Genomic DNA, 18,773 nt, shown 5'->3' on the forward strand with positions numbered 1-18,773 from the left:
CCGCCCCTTCAGGTCCCCCTGGGCTTGGCCCGCGCCGTGGCCTCCGCCACCAGCGGGTCGTCCGGCCAGTAATGCTTCGGGTAGCGCCCTTTCAGGTCCTTCTTCACCTCGGCATAGGTCGTACGCCAGAAGTTGGCCAGGTCCTGTGTCACCTGCACCGGGCGGCGTGCCGGGGACAGCAGGTGCAGCTTGACCTGCTGGCGGCCGTTGGCGATGCGTGGGGTATCGGCCAGGCCGAACAGCTCTTGCAAACGCACAGCGAGAATCGGCGGGTTTTCGCTGTAGTCCAGGCGGATGTTCGAGCCGGACGGTACCGCCAGATGCGCGGGGGCCTGTTCTTCCAGGCGCTGCGGCAGCGGCCAGGGCAACAGGTTGCGCAGCATCGACGGCAGGTCCAGCGCAGCGAAATGGCTGAGGCGCGACACCTTGCCCAGGTAGGGCTGCAACCAGTCTTCCAGGCTGGCGAGCAAGGCCTCGTCAGCCAGGTCGGGCCATTCGCTGTGGCCGTCCTTGGCCAGGTCCAGCTGCCGCAGCAAGGCCACGCGCGCCTGCCATTGCCGCAGCTCGGGGGTCCAGGTCAGAAGGTTCAGGCCTTTGCGCCGGACCAGGCCAAGCAGCGCGTGAGCCCGCGCTTCGTCATCCAGGCCGGGCAGCGGTTCGCGGCTGAGCACCAGCTCGCCGACCTTGACCTGGCGTTCGGCGCGCAACACCTGCTCGCGCTCGTCCCAATCGAGGATATCGACCCGCTCGACCTGTTCAGCCAGCACGCCCTCGAGCAGCGCCGGATCGAACTCGGCGGCCAGATAGATGCGCTCTTCGCGCTGGCCCTGGCGACTACCCAGGTCGGCAATCACCAGCCACGGGCACTTCATCAGCGCATCGGCTTCGGCAAACAGCGCCGCACGGCCGTTGGCCAGCCGATATTCCGCACCACCCTCGCGGCGCTGCTGGGCGACGCGGTCGGGGTAGGCCAGCGCCAGCAGTGCACCCAGCCAGCGTGGGTGATCCGGGTCGGCAACCGGTGCACCGGCCTTGCCACGCAGCAGGCCGCGGTACTGGCGAGACAGTTGCCGGGCACGTTGCACACCACCCTGGCCGCCCCGCGTAGCCTTGCTCTCGCCGCTGACCAGCGCCAGCCGGCTATGCAGGTCGGCACCGCCGCCGCGCTGGATATCCCTCTCGCCCAGCAGTGCCGCCACATCGCAGGCCATCTGTGCCAGGCCCAGGTCCTGCCCGCGCAGCAGCAGATGCGCGATACGTGGATGGGCCGGCAGTTCGGCCATGGCCTGGCCGTGTTCGCTAAGGTTGTCACGGCTGCCAGGCTTGAAGGCACCGAGCCGCGCCAACAGGTCCTGGGCCTGGGCGAAAGCGGCAGTGGGCGGCTGGTCAAGCCAGCGCAACTGCTCGGGCGCAACGCCCCAGCGTGCCAGTTGCAGGGCCAGGCCGGCCAGGTCGGCCTGCAGGATTTCGGCGCTGCCGTGGGCGGCCAGCTGGTCATGCTGGGCTTCGGACCATAAGCGGTAGCACACGCCGGGCTCCAGGCGGCCGGCACGGCCGGCGCGCTGGGTAGCACTGGCGCGGGAAATGCGCTGGGTATCCAGGCGGGTCATGCCGCTGCCGGGGTCGAAGCGCGGTACCCGGGCCAGGCCGGCGTCGATCACCACCCGCACGCCGTCGATGGTCAGGCTGGTCTCGGCGATGTTGGTGGCCAGCACCACCTTGCGCAGGCCCTTGGGCGCCGGGTCGATGGCTGCACGCTGTGCATTGAGGTCGAGTTCGCCATGCAGCGGACACAGCAGGATTTCGGGCCGCTCACCCAACGCTTCCTGCAGGCTGTGGTGCACCCGGCGGATCTCGGCCTGGCCCGGCAGGAACACCAGCACACTGCCGGCCTGGTCGGCCAGCGCCTGCAACACGCTGTCCACCACCCGTGGCTCGATGAACTCACCCGGCTGGAAAGGGCGCCCCCAGCGGATGTCGACGGGGTGCATGCGGCCTTCGCTGCTGACTACCGGAGCATCATCCAGCAACCGCGACAGGCGCTCGCCCTCCAGGGTCGCGGACATCAGCAGAATCTTCAGTGGCGGGTCATCACGCAGCAATTCGCGGCCATTCAGGCTCAAGGCCAGGGCCAGATCGGCGTCGAGGCTGCGCTCATGGAATTCGTCGAAGATCAGCAAGCCCACCCCCTCCAGCGCCGGGTCGGCCTGCAGGCGGCGGGTGAGGATACCCTCTGTCACCACCTCGATACGGGTTTTCGGCCCGACCTTGCTGTCCAGGCGAATGCGGTAGCCCACCGTTTCGCCAACCTGCTCGCCCAGCTCGCTGGCCAGCCGTTCCGCCGCCGCCCGCGCCGCAAGGCGCCGGGGCTCGAGCATGAGAATGCGCTGCCCGGCCAGCCATGGCTCGTTGAGCAGCGCCAGCGGTACGCGCGTGGTCTTGCCGGCACCGGGAGGGGCTTCGAGCACCGCTTCGTCACGGTTTTCCAGCGCCTGGCGCAAGGCAGGCAAGACAGCATCGATCGGTAATGAAATCATGGTGGTCCTCGAACAGTCCCGCGAGTATAACGGCGAACCCAGCCTGCTCTATCATGGTCTTAGCTTCAGGTGCAGGCGCTTCGCTTGCCCTGCTGAATACCTTTCGGAGATTTACATGCGCATCCCAACCCGCGTCATCGGTGGCGCCCTCATCGTCACCTTGCTGACCCAACTGACCGCCTGCGGCACCATTCTCTACCCGGAGCGTCGCGGCCAGATTGGCGGCAAGATCGACCCTGTGGTTGCCGCAATGGATGCCATCGGCATCCTGTTCTACGTGATCCCGGGGCTGATCGCCTTCGGTATCGACTTCGCCACCGGCGCCATCTATTACTCAGGCGGGCGGTCCGCTCAGGTCGACCCGGTAAAACTGCGCGAAGCCGTCAGCCCAGATGGCAAGGTCGACAACACCAAGTTGCAGGCCATTCTGGAGAGCGAGCTGGGCCAACGTCTGCCGCTGAACGACCCGCGGCTGATCCAGCAGCGCGGCAGCATCGAGCAGTTGGCCAGCCTGGGCCTGGTGCCGGCAGCCTGAACCACAAGGATTCTGACCACGGATGACGACCACCCCGGCTGAACACCAGCGCCTGCTACGCCTGGCCACCCGCGCATCACTGGCGGTGGCCAGCATCCTGGTCCTGAGCAAGGCGCTGGCCTGGTGGCTGAGCGGCTCGGTGAGCCTGCTGGCAGGGCTGACCGATTCGGCACTGGATGCCGTTGCCTCGTTCCTCAACCTGCTCGCCGTGCACTATGCCTTGCGCCCGGCCGACGACGACCACCGTTTCGGTCATGGCAAGGCCGAAGCCCTGGCCGGCATGGCGCAGGCGCTGTTCATCGGGGTCAGTGCAGTGCTGATTGGTGTACAGGCAGTGGAACGCCTGCATACCCCGCAACCGCTCGGCGATACTGCCGTCGGTATCGCGGTAATGCTGCTGTCGCTGGTGCTGACACTTGCCCTGCTGGCACTGCAACGCAAGGTCATCCGCCTGACCGGCTCCACGGCGGTGCGGGCCGACTCCCTGCACTACCGCTCGGACCTGCTGCTCAACGGCAGCATCCTGCTGGCCCTGCTGCTGGCACGCTTTGGCTGGCCGCAGCTGGATGCGCTGTTCGGCCTGGGTATCGCCGTCTACATCCTCTGGAGCGCGCTGCAGATCGCCCGGGAGAGTACGGCCATCCTGATGGACCAGGAACTGCCCGGCGAGGTCGGCGAAGACATGGCTGCGCTGGTGCTGGCCATCCCCGGGGTTGAAGGCGTGCACGACCTTCGTACCCGGGTCTCGGGTAACCAGTGGTTCGTCCAGCTGCATCTGGATATGCCGGGGCAATTGCCGCTGCATGAAGCGCACGCCTTGTGCGTGGAGGCCTCGAGGGTGATCCGCCAGCGTTATCCACAGGCGGATGTGATGGTGCATGCGGATCCGGTGTGAACCTGCAAGGGCGCTATCGCCGGCAAGCCAGCTCCCACAGGAACCGCACCGGCCTGAAGGCATGCGCAATACCTGTGGGAGCTGGCTTGCCGGCGATAGGGCCAGAACAGGCAGCACATCTGGCTCAGTTGATGCTGTAACCCCGGCCGCTGAAACAGGCACCCAGCGCCCGTCGGTAGTTGTCCGCCACATTGGCCGGCGGCGCGTACGTCGCCGTTGCCGGGTCGAACCCTGACTGGCCCACCGCCCAGCGATGGCACTGGTAACGATCCTGGTCCTGCTGCTCCTGCCCTTGCCCATACATCGGGTAGGCCACCACGTCATACCCACCGCCTACGGGTGCCGGCACGGCCACTGGTGGGTTGACCACCACGTACTCGCGGCTGTCGGCCAGGTACTGGTAATAGGTATCGGCCACCAGGAAAAACAGCGCCCCGCCCAGCCAGACTTCCCGCGCATAGGGCGGCAAGTAGTCGACCCGCACGCCATGGGGCGGGGTCACCACGACATAACGGCCACCATGGGGGCGATACCAGTAACCACCGGAGTAGAAGTAGTCGTCGCCACGGTAGGGCACTTTCCAGTAGCGGTCCGGGAAATGATCGATGGTGTGCCCCGGGCGATACTGCGGCCCAGGCCCCCAGCCATCGCCATGACCATCCGGACGCCCTTGCCAGTCACCGCCAGGCCGTTGCCCCTGGCCACCGGCTTCCCAGTGGCGATTCTCACCATGACGGCGGGGAATGTCCTGGTAGTAACCCTGGCGTGGCGGCTGGGTCTGCTGTACTTCGTCACGCGAGTTGAGCGAGCGCCCCGGCGCCCCCTCACCCTGCCCTTCGGCCATGGTCCCGAGGCTGATGCTCAACCCCAGCACACCAACACCTGCCAACTGCCAGATGCGCGACTTCATGTTGTTCCTCTCGGTAGAAAATACGGCAACCAGCGCCAGTCTACCGCGCCCGTCGCGCAGGCCAATTAAAAATCCGGACATGAAAAAAGGGAGGCCGCAGGGCCTCCCTTCAGGAATTGTCGTCCGTGCTCGGCACTTGTGGCGCCGGCTCACCTCACACCGTCTTCTGGAAAGTGTGTAGCCCGGGGGCCTGCAGATCCTGTTGGATGGCTGGCCGCGACCGCCCGCCTAGGGCGCGTCGCCGTGGACTGATGTCCGGGCAGTGATTCTGTGGATAAAGATACCGAAGCAGTTGCAGCAGAGGATTGCGAAGATTGCTCAGACAAATAGCACTTGCGCAATTTTTCACCCTGGATTGATAATTCACCGCAATCGGAACAGAAAAGGCATCCACCATGAGCAAACTTGACCGCTACGACCTGAGCATCCTCGCCGAATTGCAGCGCGATGCGCGCATTTCCAACCAGGAACTGGCCGAACGCATCGGCCTGTCGCCTTCGCCATGCTCGCGTCGGGTCAAGCAACTGGAGGACGATGGCTATATCTCGCGCCAGGTGGCCCTGCTCGACCGCAAGAAGCTCGGCCTGAGCCTGACGGCCTACGTGCTGATCGGCATGGACCGCCACACCCCGGAGCGTTTCGAAACCTTCGAGGCGGCCATCCGCAACCTGCCCCAGGTGCTCGAATGCAGCCTGGTCACCGGCATGGATGCCGACTACCAGCTGAAAGTAGTGGTGCCCGACATGGACCACTACCAGAAACTGCTGCTAGGCAGCCTGACCCGTATTGAAGGCGTCACCAGCGTGCGTTCGAGCTTCGTGCTGAACCAGGTGCTGGCCAGCACCGAGCTGCCATTGACCCACCTGCGTTAATTGCCTGCGCCAGCAGGCGTATAATCAGCCGCTCAACCCGCCAGGAGAACACCGATGGATCCCGCCGTATTCGAAGAGTGGATGATGATCATCCTGGTCACCGTGTTGATCGGTTTCATGGGCTTCATCGTCTGGGACCTGGCGAAAAAGTCAAAGGCGGGCAAGTTCGGCACGCTGATCCTGTTCTTCGTGCTGGGGCTGGGGGTGCTGGCGTTCATCATCAAGAGCGTGGTGGTGGGGTTTCTCGAAGGGGTGTAGAAAATTCCAGGCCATTCGCGGGCACGCCCGCTCCCACAGGGCCGGCGCTGCACTTGAGGGCTGCACCCTACCTGTGGGAGCGGGCGTGCCCGCGAACAGGCCCTTGAACTGAACTAAAGCTTGGCGGCCACTTCGCGCCAGCAGCCCTGCTCCAACCCATCCAGCGCCCAGTCACCAATCCGCACCCGCACCAGGCGCAAGGTCGGCAACCCCACCGCCGCCGTCATCCGCCGCACCTGGCGGTTACGCCCTTCGCGAATCACCAGCTCCAGCCAACTGGTCGGCACGCTCTTGCGAAAACGTACCGGCGGGTTGCGCGGCCACAGTTCGGGCTCGTCCAGGCGCCGCGCCTCGGCCGGCAAGGTCGGCCCGTCGTTCAGTTCCACGCCGTCGCGCAAGCGCTGCAACTGCTCCTCGCTCGGCTCCCCCTCCACCTGAACCCAGTAAGTCTTGGCCAGCTTGTGCTTCGGGTCGGCAATGCGCGCCTGCAAGCCGCCATCGTTGGTCAGCAGCAACAGGCCTTCACTGTCGCGGTCCAGCCGCCCGGCCGGGTAAACGCCCGGGATGTCGATGTAGTCCTTGAGCGTCGCGCGCCCGTCGCCGTCGCTGAACTGGGTCAACACGTCGAATGGTTTGTTGAACAGGATCAGACGCGGCTCGGCCGGTGGCGCCTTGGGCTGGCGGCGCGGGCCGGTGGCAGGCCGCGCCTGGGGGCGGCGCGGCTTGGAACGGGGTGGCAGTGACATGGATCCTCAGCGGAACGGCGGCTCATCGAAACTGCGCAGTTTACGCGAGTGCAGCGAGTTGAGCTCGGTGCGCAGCAGGTCGAGGGCGGCAATGCCGATCTTCAGATGCTGGCTGACCGCCCGGTTATAGAAGGCGTTAGCCGAACCCGGCAGCTTGATCTCGCTGTGCAGCGGCTTGTCGGACACACACAGCAACGTGCCGTATGGCACGCGCAAGCGGTAACCCTGGGCGGCAATGGTTCCGCTTTCCATGTCCACCGCCACGGCACGCGACAGGTTGATCAGCGGCCGCTCCTGGGCCCAGCGCAGCTCCCAGTTGCGGTCGTCGTAGGTCAGCACGGTACCGGTGCGCAAGCGCTTCTTCAGCTGCTCGCCACGCTCGCCGGTGACCTGCGCGGCGGCTTCCTGCAAGGCCAGCTGCACTTCGGCCAGGGCCGGAATCGGGATGTTCGGCGGCACCACCCGGTCGAGAATACCGTCACGCCGCATGTAAGCGTGTGCCAGCACATAGTCGCCAATGGTCTGCGACTGGCGCAGGCCACCGCAGTGGCCGATCATCAGCCAGCAGTGAGGGCGCAGCACGGCCAGGTGGTCGGTGATGTTCTTGGCATTGGACGGGCCGACGCCGATGTTGACCAGCGTGACGCCATCGCCGTCGGCGGCGATCAGGTGGTACGCCGGCATCTGGTAGCGGTGCCAGACCACGCTGGCCACCAGGGCCTGGGTTTCACCGTGGTCCATACCCTTTTCGATCACCACGTTGCCAGGCAGCACCATGCGCACAAAGCGCGGGTCGTCCCGCAACTGGTCGAGGCCGTGGCTGATGAACTGGTCGACATAGCGGTGGTAGTTGGTCAGCAGGATCCACGGCTGCACATGGCGCCAGTCGCTACCGGTGTAGTGCACCAGGCGGCGCAGCGAGAAGTCGACCCGCGCGGCATCGAACAGCGCCAGCGGCAAGGTTTCGGCGCCACCCCAGTCGTACAGGCCGTCGGCAATGTTGTCGGTGGCAGCCGACAGGTCGGTGCTTGGGAATACCCGAGCCAGTTGCGCGGCGGTGATGCCGCTGCCGGCCAGTTCGTCACCCTGGTCAACCACGTAGGGGTAAGGGATGTTCTGTTCGCTGACGCCAACCTCTACCGTGACGGTGTAGTCATGCATCAGCGGGCGCAGTTGCTCCAGCAGGTAGCCACGAAAAGCAGCCGGCTGGGTGATGGTGACGCTGTAGGTACCGGCCACCTGGACCTTGGCGTAGGCCCGCGTGGTGGCGGCGACTTCACCGTGGCTATAGTAGGTCAGGCGCAACGCCGGGTAGCGGAACAGGTCGCGCTCTTCGACGCCCGGCTCGGTACGGTCCTTCAGGTAACGCTTGAGGGCCTGGCTAAGGGCCCCGGTGGCCTGTTCATGCAGGGCCGCCAGACGGTCGACGGCCTGTTCGGGGGTATCAACGACTACAAAAGCTTGGCTCACACTGTGCTTCCTGTCTGGACATGCATGTGAACCATCTTGCCTGCCTTCTTGGCTAAATACATCCCCATTGATCGGTCTTGGATTCATTCGCGGGCACGCCCGCTCCCACAGGATCTTCACTGCCCTAAAGTACGACGCAGTACCTGTGGGAGCGGGCGTGCCCGCGAAGAAGCCAGCTCAGTCCGCCCAGGCTGGCGTCGCCCTGGCAACCAATGCCTCCACATCCACACCCCGCGGCAACGCCCCATACACACGCCCGCCGCCCGTCAAGCGGCTGTCGATAAACGCATCACTGACCACCGCATTGCCCGCCTCCAGCAATAGTTTGGCCTGCAGCGCCAAGGCAATATCCTCGGTCAGCTGCCGCGCGCGGTACTGCATGTCGCCGGTGTCGGCGAACGCGCCTTTGAGATTACCGATGTGCGCCGCCAGGCGCGGGTCGCCGTGGCCATCGCCCAGCTCGGCGAACAGCGCATCGAGCACCCCCGGCTCCTTGGACAGGGAGCGCAGCACATCCAGGCACTGCACATTGCCCGAACCTTCCCAGGTCGAGTTCACCGGCGCTTCGCGATAAAGCCGTGGCAGAATGCTGTCTTCCACGTAACCCGCCCCGCCCAGGCACTCGGCGGCCTCGTTGATCATGGCCGGCGCACGCTTGCAGATCCAGTACTTGCCCACCGCAGTGATCAGCCGGGCGAAATGCGCCTGTTGCGGGTCTTCCAGCTGTTCCAGCGCCTGCCCCATGCGCAGGCTCAGGGCCAGCGCTGCCTCGCTTTCCAGTGCCAGGTCGGCCAGTACGTTCTGCATCAACGGCTGTTCGTTCAGCAGCCGCCCACCGACCTTGCGGTGCGCGCAGTGGTGTGTCGCCTGGGTCAGCGCCTGGCGCATCAGGGCGCTGGAGCCGACCATGCAGTCGAAGCGGGTCATGGCCACCATTTCGATGATGGTCGGCACGCCCCGCCCTTCTTCCCCGACCATCCACGCCAGGGCGCCGCGGAATTCCACCTCGCTGGAGGCGTTGGAACTGTTGCCCAGCTTGTTCTTCAGGCGCTGGATATAGAACTGGTTGCGGCTGTCGTCCGGGCGGTGGCGCGGCAGCAGGAAGCAGCTCAGGCCTTTCTCGGTCTGGGCCAGGGTAAGGAAGGCATCGCACATGGGGGCCGAGCAGAACCACTTGTGGCCGACCAGCTCGTAGGCCTGGCCCGGGCCCGCTGCGCCGACCGGATAAGCCCGGGTGGTATTGGCGCGTACATCGGTGCCGCCCTGTTTCTCGGTCATGGCCATGCCCAGGGTGACGCCGGCCTTGTGGCGGTCGCCGACGTTACGCGGGTCGTATTCGCAGGCGAGGATTTTCGGTAACCAGTATTCGGCCAGTTCGGGTTGCAGCCGCAGAGCCGGGACTGCGGCGAAGGTCATGGTCAGCGGGCAGCCGGTACCGGCCTCGGCCTGGCTGTGCAGGTAGGTCATCGCAGCCCGTGCCACATGGGCGCCGGGGCGGGGTTCGGCCCAAGGCAGCGAAGGTAGGCCGTGCTCGACGGCGGTGCGCATCAGTTCGTGGTAGGCAGGGTGGAATTCGACCAGGTCGATGCGATGGCCGTAGCGGTCGTGGCTGCTGAACTCCGGCTTGTGCGCGTTGGCCAGGAAGCCCGCCTGCATCAGCGGGCCGCCGGCCAGGGCCCCGTAGGCATCGATCCGCGATTCGGCCCAACCCGCACCGAAACGCCGCGACCATTCCTGTAACGGCAGGTCGAGGCGGTACAGGTTGGCACCGTCGAGGGGCGGTGGCTGGTTGGTGACTTCGTGGGTTTCAGCGTACTGGTGCAGGTTCATCGGGGGCTCCTGGATCCGGGTAGCTTGAGAGACCCAGTGAAGCACTCTGTACGAGTCAGTCAAAGTGACATTAATGACTAAACATGTGGTGGGGGGGCGCATGTCAGCCCTGACCCGATTCCCGCACCATCATCAGAAAGCACTGTAGTCGAAATCCCTATCCATTGTAGGACCCTTCCCAAACCCTCCCCAGCCTGAAAATACCAGCCTACAGGCTGCTAGGTTCCTGGCTTCCACTTTTAAAAGAGGCGAGCCATGAGCATGCGCATGAACATCTTCGGCCGAGGCCAGGGCCTGGACGGGGACGAAACCACCACTGGCGCCATCTGCATTGCCGGCCAGGCCAGGGGCCGTGTACACGGTAAAGACTGGCTGCTAAAGGGCGACAAGACCACCCCCTGCCCGCGCTGTGGCCAAGAGGGCACCCTCATCGAAGGCGAGTCCCGCTGGCAGCAGGACGGCATACCTACAGCTTTGGATGGAGCGCTGGTGCAATGCGGGTGCCCATTGGGCAGCAATCGCCTGATTGCGGGGGGGCATTCAGCTCCGGCGCCGCGCAGGGCGCCTGTACCTGAGGCCGTTCATGAGGCACCGCCACAGGCTCAAGCGAGTAATCAGGTAAGAAGCAGCTATCAACCTGGGGCATTCCAGCCCTCAGCCGCTGCGCAAGGCATGGAACCTGGTTTCTACATCATTCCACGTTGCATGACGTACCAGGAAGTTTTGGCAGAGCTCGGCGCGCCGCAGGCCAATTTGCCGAGTTCGATTCTGGAGCGACTGAACCCGACATATCAGAGTGGGTTCAAGGCAGGTGAGATCTTTGTCATTGGTGACGGTTTGCGGCGGCCGATGTGCACGCGTGAAGAACTGACTGCAATGAGTGCGGCGAAACAGGCGCGGGAAGCGTTGGCAGAACTGACGCCGGAGGAAGCCGAATTCATGATGCGCCACTTGCCCGAAATAGCCGGGTTGCTCAACGATGCCAGCCTGGCGATGGGCGTGAGCGAAGCCATGATGGCTCGGGCGTTGGATGATCTGAGCGCGACGTTGCGCAAGATTGAAGCATTGCACCAGCGCCAGTTCTCGAAGTATGGACACCTGCAGAGTCCCGATTTTTTTGCTGAGCGTGCAAAGCTTTTCAGACAATTGGATGCACATCTGAGCATGGGTCTGCTTAATAAGCACATGAATTTGGGTAGTTATGACAGCTTGCGCAGGGATCTGGGGATATCGAGCCGTAGTCTTGTTCACCACTGGAGCAAAGCCGGGGCGCCTGGAGCGATACCGGGATATTCAACGCATCTGGATAAAATAGCACGTCTATCGAACTACCTTAAAAAAGGAGGTTATGTAGGAGTAGGGCTAGGCGCAGGAAGCGGCCTAATAAATATTCAGCAGGCATGCCAAGAAGGAAGAACTGAAGCCTGTAAAAAGGTAACATTTAAAGAATCAGGGAGTTTTGCCGGGGGGTTAATGGCAGGGACGCTTGCGGGCAAAGCGTCAGGCGTTGTTGCTGCTGCCGCGTGCTTAAGTTTTGGACCACTTAGCGCAGCTGCATGCACCATCATTATTGTAGGCGCAGGTACTACTGCCGGAAGCATGGCCGGGATGGCTGGAGGCGAGTGGTTTGGCGAAGCCATTTATGAATATACGGAGTAGATAGATACATCATGGAATTCACACCGAAAACCATAAAACTACTAATGTTAATGGCACCGTGCCTCATGAGCATGAGCGGGCTGGCACTCTACATCCGCTTAGCTCAACCTAAAACACTGGAGACCATGATTTCTGCACTGCCAAGCAGCTATTGGTTAACATTGAATATTGCAATATGGGGAAAGCGGAGCCTTCGCTCCAGATTACAATTAGCCGGAGTCGTATCAGCTGTATTGTTCTGGCCAATAAAAAACCTGCACATTCGCCACAACAAACTAAATCCAAAAGACATAGACGACTTCCCCAGACACTTAAGAAGGCAACTACTGACTTGCAACTGCCTGACTTACTTTGGTGCAATCTGGCTTGGAATAACGTACTTTTTTTACAACTAACACTCAACCACGCCAAAGGATTCATCGCGAAGGACCCGCTTCCACGGAGATAGCGCATCTTTCAGTCTATGCACAACTCTTGTGGGAGCGGGTTCACCCGCGAAAGGGCCGGTGCAGCCAAATAAAAATCAGCGCATCAAACCCAGCTCGGCATCATCCAGCAGCGCCTTGGCCATTGCTGCGAAGTAGTGCGAAGCCCACATCATCTGCTGGTCGCCATCCATCAAACCGGTAAGCGACAAGTCCCGCGCATAGCCCATCAGTTCCGAGGCCTGCTCACGGGCGCTGCGGCAGGGGATGCCCTCGGCGATGCGGAACAATGGATGGGTTTGGCTTTCGCCTTGGTAGAAGTAGGTAACGCCAGGGGTGGTTTTGGTTTCGTCGTTCATGAGTTCGGCACCATGGAGATATGTGCCACCCGTTCGTTTCCACACATAGGGGTGACAGCTGCACACGGGGTGGAAAACCAGGCATGGTGCGAACCCGGTAGGCCTAAAGGCCTCCCGCGTACAGCTGTCGTAACGACTCGCACCATTATGTCTTGCCAGGTTTCCACACCCGATCGCTGAACCGCCAGCGACTGGAAAAGCCTAGAGCGCGGGATTTGCAGGAACAATCAGACGCGTGTCGACAGAGGTTGTAGGGTATTTCGCAGGGGGTGGAGTTGCCAGTGCTGAAGCGTAGGAAGAGTCTGGCGTTATTGTAGGAGTGCAGGTGCGGTCAGGGTATGTCCTGGGGCCGCATTGCGGCCCTTCGCGGGCACGCCCGCTCCCACAGGGATCGCGCATCGCCTGGACTGGCGCCACACCTGTGGGAGCGGGCGTGCCCGCGAAGGGCTGCAAAGCAGCCCCGACAAAGCCTGCGAAAATCTCTAAAGCGACCGTCGCGTCTGCAGAACATTCGATGCCATCTGCACCTGCGCAATAGCCATGTTCAAACTCAACTCGAACCGGCTCCCCAACCCCCGCGTCGATTCATGCGACAACTTCGCCCCCAGCAATTCCCCCATCTGCCGGCAGATCGACAAACCAATCCCCAGCCCGCCATAACGCCGGGTCATCGAGCCATCGACCTGGAAGAAGCGCTGGTACAGGGTCGCCTGGTCGAGGTCATCGAAGCCGATTCCGCTGTCGCTGACAATGAAAGTCAACGCCAGGTCATCCCGCCCCGCCCGGCGGCCACGCACCTGAACCATCACCCCGCCCTGGTGGGTGAACTTCAAACCGTTGTCCACCAGGCACCCCAGGCAGCGGGCCAGCTTCTGAGCATCTCCCAGCAACCCGTCCGGCACATCGGGCGGGATGTCCAGGCTCAGATACAAGCCCTTGCCCAAAGCCTGCCCGGCATAACCGGCACGCACGCCCTGCAGCAGGTCACGCAGGCTGAACGGCACCGGCTGCGCGCGCAGGCGGCCGGCCTGCAGTTCGGACAGGGTCAGGATGGCATCGACCATGTCCATCATGCCCTGGGCCGAGCCCACCGCCGTGCGGTGGTACTGGGCCATTTCGGCCTCCATCGGCAGGGTATGCATCAGCTCCAGCGAGCCGATCACGCCATTCATCGGCGTGCGCAGCTCATGGGTCACGCAGGCCAGGAATTCATCTTTCAGCCGGTTGCTCCTGGCCAGTTGCAGGTTCAGTTGCTCCAGCGTGCGCCCGGTATCACGCAAGGTCTGCGCCTGCTGCTCGCGCAGGCTGTTGATACGGTCGGCCAGCGCCAGCGATAGCAACGCCACCTCAAGCGCCGACCCCAACTGGCTGGCATACATTGTGATGAACACATTCGGCAGATAACCCAGCACCATCAAAGTGTTGACCAGGCCACCGAGCAGAAACGCCGTCCAGGCGATGATGAACCAGCGTGCCACGCGCAAGCCACGCCACCAGGCGTACAGCCCGGCAGCGAAGATGCTCACGGTAAACAACAATGCCAGCACCGTGGCCATGCGCAGGGCGACGCCGTAGGGCATGCTCACCGCCAACACCATGACCAGCGCGCCACCCAGCATCAGCAGCTGCAGCAGCCGGTCAAAACCACGGTTGATGCTGCCCAGTTGCAGGAAATGCCGGGCGAACTGGCAGCCGAACAGGCCGGCTGCACCGATGAACAGCGGCGTCGAAGCATTCGCCCACCACGGGCTGTCCGGCCAGAAGTAAGCCACCCCGGCACCATTCACCGACACTTGGTAAAAACCGAACGAGGCGATATAGAGGATGTAATAGAGGTAGCTGACGTCGCGCACGCTGAGGTAGATGAACAGGTTGTACACCAGCATCACCAGCAGCACGCCATAGATCATCCCCAGCACATACAGGCGTGTGGGCTGCTGCTCCATGTAGGCCTCGGCGGACCACAGCGCCAGCGGCGCCTGCACCGAGCCCTGGCTGTGCAGGCGAAGGTAGGCGGTGGTTACCTGGCCAGGCGGCAGCTGCAGCGCGAACAAGTAGTTGTTCTGCCGGATCTGCCGGCTGTCGTAGGGCAAGGCGTCGCCGGTGCGCTGGGCCAGGCGGTAGCTGCCACTGCGGTCGGGCAGGTACAGCTCGAGGTGATCCAGCGGCGGATAGGCCAGCTCCAGCAGCCATTGCCGGGGGGCAGCGCCGGGCGCGGCGACAGGGCGCAGTTCGAGCTTGAGCCAGAACACCGAGGTGGAATAGCCGGCGTTCAGCACGTCTTCGTGGTGGCGGCGAAAATGCCTGGCGAAACCAGGAGCACTGACTTGGGCGATGCTGGCACTGCCATCATGGTCTTCATAAACCTGCATGGCCTTGCCCAGCGGAAGATGCCGGGTAGCGTCGTCGAAATCGACTGCCCCGGCCAGCACGGGCAGCAAGCCCAGAAGCACAATCAGCAAATAGCGCATACAGCCCCAGCATGGCCTGTCCAGTCGAGCCGCGGTTGCCTCCTATCCGTTTGAGACGACACGATCCGGCAGAACCCGTTTGTAGAGTTATCCGAGCACTCTAGCATAGCGTTGCAACCTGGTAATCGACCATATCAAACCACAAAGAAAAGGCTCTAAATCAATACTTTCAGATGACAATTGCAAGTGATTCTGACCGAACGATCAGCAAAACTCGTTTGTCGGACGATCCGTCCAAACAGGATTGGTGGTAAGCTCGCCGACCATGAATACCTACAGCTCCCGCCCCGTTGTCCTCTGTCTCTCCGGCCACGACCCCAGTGGCGGCGCCGGCCTGCAGGCAGACATCGAAGCCCTGCTCGCCCAAGGCTGTCACGCCGCACCTGCGGTGACCGCCCTGACCGTGCAGGATACCGTCAACGTTTCCGACTTCCGCGTGCTCGACCGCGAGTGGGTACTGGCCCAGGCCAATGCCGTGCTGGCCGACTCCACGGTGGCCGCCGTCAAGCTGGGCATGCTCGGCTCGATCGAGATGGTCGACACCGTCGCCGAACTGCTGGCCGCCCACCCGCACCTGCCGCTGGTCTGCGACCCGGTGCTGCGTGCCGGTGGTGGTGGCCGCCTGGGCAAGGACGAAGTGGGCTACGCCCTGCGCGAACGACTGCTGCCGCTGGCGACCGTAGCCACACCGAACCTGCCCGAAGCCCGTATCCTGGCCGAACTGCCCGACGGCAGCGCCGACGAGTGTGCCGAGAAACTGTTGCCGTTCTGTAGACACCTGCTGATTACCGGCGGTCACGGCGACGAAGACGAAATTCACAACCGCCTGTACAGCCGCGACGGCCAGCGCCACACCTGGACCTGCCAGCGCCTGCCGGGCAGCTATCATGGCTCGGGCTGCACCCTGGCCAGCGCCCTGGCCGGCCGCCTGGCCCTCGGCGAGCAACTGGACAGCGCCGTACGCAGCGCCCTGGACTACACCTGGCGCACCCTGCGTGACGCCGAACAGCTGGGCAAGGGCCAGTTTGTGCCGCGCCGCCTGCCGCTGGATTTCTGCTCCTGACACGAGGCCTTGCCATGAAGCTACGCGGTCTGTACGCCATCACCGACAGCCAGCTGCTCGCTGGCCGTTTCCTGTCCCATGTCGAGGCGGCACTGGAAGGCGGCGTGTGCCTGCTGCAGTACCGCGACAAAAGTGACGACGCGGCGCGCCGCCTGCGTGAGGCCGAAGGGCTGATGAAGCTCTGCGAGCGCTACGGCACACAGTTGCTCATCAACGACGATGCCGAACTGGCCGCGCGCCTGGGCGTCGGCGTGCACCTGGGCCAGACCGACGGCCCGCTGACCCCGGCCCGCGCCCTGCTCGGCCGCCAGGCGATCATCGGCTCGACCTGCCACGCCAGCCTCGAGCTGGCCACCCAGGCCGCCAGCGAAGGCGCCAGCTACGTGGCCTTCGGCCGCTTCTTCAACTCCGTCACCAAGCCCGGCGCCCCCGCTGCCAACATCGAACTGCTGGAGCAGGCGCGCGCCCAGGTGAAACTGCCGATCGCGGTGATCGGTGGCATTACCCTCGACAACGCCGCCCCGCTGGTCGCCCACGGCGCCGATCTGCTGGCGGTGATCCACGGCCTGTTCGGTGCCGACAGCGCGCAGGAAGTCACCCGCCGCGCCCGCGCCTTCAACGCCTTGTTCGCATCCTGATTCGAGAGAACCCCCATGTCCCGTTCCGAAGCCCTGTTCGCCCAAGCCCAGAAGCACATCCCCGGTGGCGTCAACTCGCCGGTCCGCGCTTTCAAGAGCGTTGGCGGCACGCCGCTGTTCTTCAAGCATGCCGAAGGCGCCTACGTAGTTGACGAGGACGACAAGCGCTACGTCGACTACGTCGGCTCCTGGGGCCCGATGATCCTCGGCCACGGCCACCCGGACGTACTGGACTCGGTGCGCAAGCAGCTGGAACACGGCCTGTCCTATGGCGCACCGACCGCCATGGAAACCGAAATGGCCGACCTGGTCTGCTCGATCGTGCCGTCGATGGAGATGGTGCGCATGGTCAGCTCGGGCACCGAAGCCACCATGAGCGCCATCCGCCTGGCCCGTGGCTATACCGGCCGTGACGCCATCATCAAGTTCGAAGGCTGCTACCACGGCCACTCCGACAGCCTGCTGGTAAAAGCCGGCTCCGGCCTGCTGACCCAGGGCGTACCGAGTTCGGCTGGCGTGCCGGCGGACTTCGCCAAGCACACCCTGACCCTGCCGTTCAATGACATCGCCGCGGTCGAGAAAACCCTCGCCGAAGTCGGCCAGACCGTGGCCTGCATCATCGTCGAGCCGGTGGCCGGCAACATGAACTGCGTACCGCCGGCGCCAGGTTTTCTCGAAGGCCTGCGCGAGCAGTGCGACAAGCACGGCGTGGTGTTGATCTTCGACGAAGTGATGACCGGTTTCCGCGTCTCGCTCGGCGGCGCCCAGGGCCACTACGGCATCAAGCCGGACCTGTCGACCTTCGGCAAGATCGTCGGTGGCGGCATGCCGGTCGGCTGCTTCGGCGGCAAGCGTGAAATCATGGGCTGCATCGCCCCGCTCGGCCCGGTCTACCAAGCCGGTACCCTGTCGGGTAACCCACTGGCCATGGCCGCCGGCCTGACCACCCTGAAACTGATCAGCCGCCCGGGCTTCCACGCCGAGTTGACCGACTATACCAGCCGCATGCTTGACGGCCTGCAACAGCGCGCCGATGCCGCTGGCGTGCCGTTCGTCACCACCCAGGCCGGTGCCATGTTCGGCCTGTACTTCAGCGGCGCCGACGACATCGTCACCTTTGACGACGTGATGGCCAGCGATGCCGAGCGCTTCAAGCGCTTCTTCCACCTGATGCTCGACGGTGGCGTGTACCTGGCACCAAGTGCGTTCGAGGCAGGCTTCACCTCCATCGCCCATGGCGACAAGGAGCTGCAGATCACCCTGGATGCGGCTGAGAAGGCCTTTGCAGCCCTGAAGTAATTGTCAGCCCGTACCGGCCCTTTCGCGGGCTCGCCCGCTCCCACAGGTTCTGCACCAACCTTGAAAATGGTGCGATCCCTGTGGGAGCGGGCGAGCCCGCGAAGAGGCCGGTACAGGCAACAAATACCCATGCACAATCAGCTGACTTCCCCAACCAAGCAGAAATTCGAGTAAAACTTTGTAAGGTTGGCGCTGCTTATCCCATAATGTGCCACCAGAGACATTGGCCGCAGCTTTGCAGAGGTAAGTCGATCCCCATGAACCGCACCGGCCGCGCCCTGACCTTGGGCTGCCTGTTGCTTCTTCAGCCCCTGCTGGCCCTGGCAGAGGGCGGTAACTCGTTGCTGATTCCGGCGACGGGCCGCTGCACCTTGAATGTTCAGCCCGAAGACCTGGCAAACGCCCTCAAGGCTTGTGAGCAGACGGCAACGACGGGGGATGCCCAGGCGCAATTCGAACTGGGCGAGTACTACTACACGCAAACGCCGAAAAACCTGGGCAAAGCCCTGAACTGGTTTGAAAAGGCTTCGCTGCAAGGGCATGCCGAGGCGCAGTACCGCCTGGGCGCCATGTTCTTCCGTGGCGAAGGGGTCAAGGCCAACAATGTGCAGGCCTACATCCTGCTGAAAATGGCCGCGGTCAACGGCGCCGAGGATGCGCTGGACATGGCCGACGAAGTGACCGAGCAAATGCCCCGCGACGAGCTGGAGCATGCCACCCAGGTGCTCGGCCAGATCTTCCGCAAGTACCTGCTGGAGCTGCAGAACGCCGAAGGGCGTACGCCGTTCTCGCCACTCCCCTGAGGG

At 63.6% G+C, this 18,773-nt stretch carries 16 protein-coding genes; 9 read left to right on the forward strand and 7 right to left on the reverse strand.

The features are described 5' to 3' along the window. Positions 1–8: 8 nt before the first annotated feature. Complete coding sequence (hrpB, locus tag CAF70_RS20755) at positions 9–2,537, reverse strand: ATP-dependent helicase HrpB (RefSeq protein ID WP_085625735.1); 2,529 nt, start codon at positions 2,535–2,537, stop codon at positions 9–11. A 115-nt stretch (positions 2,538–2,652) separates the two neighbouring features. On the opposite strand from hrpB, the gene CAF70_RS20760 reads away from it, so the two are divergent. Both CAF70_RS20760 and CAF70_RS20765 read left to right on the forward strand, forming a co-directional pair. Next, positions 2,653–3,072 carry a polyribonucleotide nucleotidyltransferase gene (locus tag CAF70_RS20760; RefSeq protein WP_085625736.1) on the forward strand — a complete coding sequence of 140 codons (420 nt, stop codon included), beginning with the start codon at positions 2,653–2,655 and terminating at the stop codon, positions 3,070–3,072. Positions 3,073–3,094: 22 nt separating this feature from the next. After that, on the forward strand, positions 3,095–3,967 hold the full coding sequence (locus CAF70_RS20765) for a cation diffusion facilitator family transporter (RefSeq protein WP_085625737.1): 873 nt from the start codon (positions 3,095–3,097) through the stop codon (positions 3,965–3,967). Between the two features lie 124 nt (positions 3,968–4,091). On the opposite strand, the gene CAF70_RS20770 is transcribed toward CAF70_RS20765, so the two are convergent. After that, on the reverse strand, positions 4,092–4,877 hold the full coding sequence (locus tag CAF70_RS20770) for a DUF6515 family protein (protein ID WP_085625738.1): 786 nt from the start codon (positions 4,875–4,877) through the stop codon (positions 4,092–4,094). A 395-nt stretch (positions 4,878–5,272) separates the two neighbouring features. On the opposite strand from CAF70_RS20770, the gene CAF70_RS20775 reads away from it, so the two are divergent. Together CAF70_RS20775 and CAF70_RS20780 are read left to right on the forward strand one after the other, a co-directional pair. Then, entirely contained in the window at positions 5,273–5,749 is a 477-nt protein-coding gene (locus tag CAF70_RS20775) for an Lrp/AsnC family transcriptional regulator (RefSeq protein ID WP_003249795.1), read from the forward strand. Between the two features lie 54 nt (positions 5,750–5,803). Next, complete coding sequence (locus CAF70_RS20780) at positions 5,804–6,007, forward strand: DUF2788 domain-containing protein (protein ID WP_003249787.1); 204 nt, start codon at positions 5,804–5,806, stop codon at positions 6,005–6,007. Positions 6,008–6,120: 113 nt separating this feature from the next. Here CAF70_RS20780 and CAF70_RS20785 read toward each other — a convergent pair whose 3' ends face one another. From CAF70_RS20785 to CAF70_RS20795, 3 genes are all read right to left on the reverse strand, one after another. Continuing rightward, positions 6,121–6,753, reverse strand: a complete 633-nt coding sequence (locus CAF70_RS20785) for a pseudouridine synthase (RefSeq protein WP_085591636.1) — start codon at positions 6,751–6,753, stop codon at positions 6,121–6,123. Positions 6,754–6,759: 6 nt separating this feature from the next. Continuing rightward, entirely contained in the window at positions 6,760–8,223 is a 1,464-nt protein-coding gene (gene amn / locus CAF70_RS20790; protein ID WP_085625739.1) for an AMP nucleosidase, read from the reverse strand. A 177-nt stretch (positions 8,224–8,400) separates the two neighbouring features. Then, positions 8,401–10,053, reverse strand: coding sequence for an acyl-CoA dehydrogenase family protein (locus CAF70_RS20795; protein WP_085625740.1), 1,653 nt, complete (start codon positions 10,051–10,053; stop codon positions 8,401–8,403). Positions 10,054–10,308: 255 nt separating this feature from the next. On the opposite strand from CAF70_RS20795, the gene CAF70_RS20800 reads away from it, so the two are divergent. Then, positions 10,309–11,712, forward strand: coding sequence for a PAAR domain-containing protein (locus CAF70_RS20800; RefSeq protein ID WP_085625741.1), 1,404 nt, complete (start codon positions 10,309–10,311; stop codon positions 11,710–11,712). Between the two features lie 523 nt (positions 11,713–12,235). On the opposite strand, the gene CAF70_RS20805 is transcribed toward CAF70_RS20800, so the two are convergent. Next, positions 12,236–12,496 carry a DUF3077 domain-containing protein gene (locus CAF70_RS20805; RefSeq protein ID WP_085625742.1) on the reverse strand — a complete coding sequence of 87 codons (261 nt, stop codon included), beginning with the start codon at positions 12,494–12,496 and terminating at the stop codon, positions 12,236–12,238. Positions 12,497–12,978: 482 nt separating this feature from the next. Next, positions 12,979–14,967, reverse strand: coding sequence for a hybrid sensor histidine kinase/response regulator (locus CAF70_RS20810; protein ID WP_085625743.1), 1,989 nt, complete (start codon positions 14,965–14,967; stop codon positions 12,979–12,981). Between the two features lie 265 nt (positions 14,968–15,232). Here CAF70_RS20810 and CAF70_RS20815 point away from each other — a divergent pair, with 265 nt between their 5' ends. The 4 genes from CAF70_RS20815 (at position 15,233) to CAF70_RS20830 (ending at position 18,770) form a co-directional block, all read left to right on the forward strand. Then, positions 15,233–16,030, forward strand: coding sequence for a hydroxymethylpyrimidine/phosphomethylpyrimidine kinase (locus CAF70_RS20815; protein WP_085625744.1), 798 nt, complete (start codon positions 15,233–15,235; stop codon positions 16,028–16,030). Positions 16,031–16,044: 14 nt separating this feature from the next. After that, positions 16,045–16,668, forward strand: a complete 624-nt coding sequence (gene thiE, locus CAF70_RS20820) for a thiamine phosphate synthase (protein ID WP_085625745.1) — start codon at positions 16,045–16,047, stop codon at positions 16,666–16,668. Between the two features lie 15 nt (positions 16,669–16,683). Further along, on the forward strand, positions 16,684–17,967 hold the full coding sequence (gene hemL, locus CAF70_RS20825; RefSeq protein WP_085625746.1) for a glutamate-1-semialdehyde 2,1-aminomutase: 1,284 nt from the start codon (positions 16,684–16,686) through the stop codon (positions 17,965–17,967). Between the two features lie 257 nt (positions 17,968–18,224). Beyond that, complete coding sequence (locus tag CAF70_RS20830; protein ID WP_085625747.1) at positions 18,225–18,770, forward strand: tetratricopeptide repeat protein; 546 nt, start codon at positions 18,225–18,227, stop codon at positions 18,768–18,770. The last annotated feature ends 3 nt before the right edge of the window (positions 18,771–18,773 follow it).

This window comes from Pseudomonas sp. B19(2017) (genome assembly GCF_002113165.1).
GTDB lineage: Bacteria > Pseudomonadota > Gammaproteobacteria > Pseudomonadales > Pseudomonadaceae > Aquipseudomonas.